We start from the raw sequence: 2,431 nt of genomic DNA on the forward strand, positions 1-2,431 counted from the left end.
CGTGCCGAACGTGCCGTTCGTGGCGGTGAAGGTCAGCGTGCCGTTCGCGGCGACCGCCGGTGCGGTGCTGAAGGTCAGGCTGCCCGTCGTCGAGACGACGTTCGTGGCGAAGGTCAGGGTCTGGCCCGACTCGTCGGCCGGACCCGCGGAAATCGCGGTGTGGAAATTGGCAAAAGATTGCGGACCCGCGCTTTCGAGCACGGACGCCGAGGTGCCGCCCGCGAACGACGGCACGTCGTTGACTGCCGTGACGGTGATCGTGAACGTCTGTGGCGGCGAGGTGTCGACGCCGCCGTTGCCGGTGCCGCCGTTGTCGTGCAGCACGAGCGTGATCGACGCCGTGCCGTTCGCGTTGGCCGCCGCCGTGTAGGTCAGCGTGCCGTCCGCGGCAACCGCCGGAGCGGCGGAGAACAGGCCCGGATTCGTGTTGCCGGTGATCTGGAAGTCGAGCGCCTGCGTGTTGCCGTCGCCGTCGCTGATCGCCGTGGCCCACGGGTTGACGGTCTGCGGACCGGCGTCTTCGAGCGAGGTCTGGTTGCCGCCGGCCGTGAAGCTCGGCGCGTGATTGATGCCGGCAACGGTGATCGTGAAGGTCTGCGCGGGCGACACGTTGACGCCGCCGTTGGCGGTGCCGCCGCTGTCGGTCGCGATCAGGCTCACGGTGGCGGTGCCCGAGGTGCCGTTCTGCGCCGTGAAGGTCAGCGCGCCGTTCGGCGCGACGGCCGGTGCGGCCGAGAACGCGAGCGTGCCGGTCGTGCCGGTCACGTTGGCGGTGAACGCGATCGTCTGCGCGACCTCGTCGGCGGGGCCCGGGCTGATCGCGGTCGCCCACGGATTGACGGTCTGCGCGCCGGCATTCTCGAACACGGTCTGGTTCGGACCCGCCGTGAAGGTCGGAGCATCGTTGACCGGAGTCACCGCGATCGTGAAGGTCTGCGGCGGCGAGGTGTCGACGCCGCCGAAGGCGGTGCCGCCGTTGTCGTGCAGTACGACGGTGATCGAGGCGACGCCATTGGCGTTTGCGGCCGTCGTATAGGTCAGCGTGCCGGTCGGGGAGATCGCCGGCGCGGCGCTGAACAGTGAGGGATTCGTATTGCCGGTGATCTGGAAGTCGACGATCTGCGTGTTGCCGTCGCCGTCGTTGATCGCGGTCGCCCAGTTGGCGACGGTCTGCGCGCCGGCGTCTTCGAGCGCGGTCTGGTTGCCGCCGGCGGTGAAGCTCGGCGCATGGTTGATCGCATTGACGTTGATGACGAAGGTCTGCGCGGCCGAGGTGTCGATGCCGCCATTCGCCGTCCCGCCGTTGTCGACCGCGACGATACTGACCGTCGCGATGCCCGAGGTCGCATTCTGCGCCGTGAACGTCAGCGTGCCGGTCGGGGACACCGCCGGCGCCGTGGTGAACGCAAGGTTGCCGGTCGTGCTGACGACCGTCGTCGTGAAGCTCACGGTCTGGGTTGCGACTTCATCGGGCGGGCCTGCGCTGATTGCGGTCGCCCAGCCGGCGACGGTCTGCGGGCCGGCGCTTTCGGGAACGGCCTGATCGGCACCGCGCGTGAAGCTGGGCACATCGTTGACCGGCGTAACCGTCAGCGACACCGTGGCCGGCACGGAAGAACCCTGACCGTCGCTGCCGGTGTACGTGAAGCTGTCGCTGCCGTTGAAGTTCGCATTCGGCGTGTAGAGCACCGTGGCCGAGGTCGGACCGGTCGGAGTCAGGTTGCTCGTGGTACCCGACGCCGGCGGCGTCGCGATGCTGAAGGTGATGGTCGCGCCTTCGGGATCGGTGCCGGTCAAGGTGACTGTGGCGGGCTGGTCTTCCAGCATCGTGGCCGCGGCCGGATTGACCGTCGGCGGATTGTTTTCGAGATCGCGCACGTCGATGCGCAGGAACGCGCGGCCGGCTTCGACCGCGCCGAAGAATGCTGTGATGTCGATCGCGCTCTCGCCGCTGGTCGCGTCGCCCGGCGGGTCGGTCGCGAGCGGGGAGACCCCGGCCCAGTCGTTGACCTGGCCATCGACGACGAAATTGGCTGCGACGACCATGCCGGTCGCGACGAAGAACAGGGACAACGTGCGCCAGATCGCCGTGCGACGTGCGCGGCGTGCGCCGAAGAAGGCGACGAGGCCGACCAGGATCAGGAGGACCGGGAAGGTCAGGAACGGAATCGGCAGGGCCGGCAGGCCGAGAATGATCGCACCGCCGCCGGCGGTGGTGACCACTTCGTCGGTACCCGCGGCGCTCTGCGCGACGACGGCGAGCCGCAGACCCGCGCTGTTGTTGCGCTGCAGGCTCGCGATCGTATCGGCGAGCTCGATGACGTCGGCACCGCCGACGCCGTTGTTCAGGCCGACCGGATAGCCGCCGCCGATGGTCGTGGTTCCGCCGAAGCTTGCGCCGGCGCAGGTCGACCGGGTGACCGTCGTGACC

1 protein-coding gene is annotated in these 2,431 nt (G+C 69.1%); it reads right to left on the reverse strand.

Annotated elements, in window-relative coordinates; translation table 11 throughout:
* On the reverse strand, positions 1–2,431 hold a 2,431-nt coding region (locus VLF18_RS11355; protein ID WP_325279735.1), incomplete at both ends, for a tandem-95 repeat protein.

The sequence above is a fragment of the Tahibacter sp. genome, from assembly GCF_035481375.1.
Classification (GTDB): Bacteria; Pseudomonadota; Gammaproteobacteria; order Xanthomonadales; family Rhodanobacteraceae; genus Tahibacter.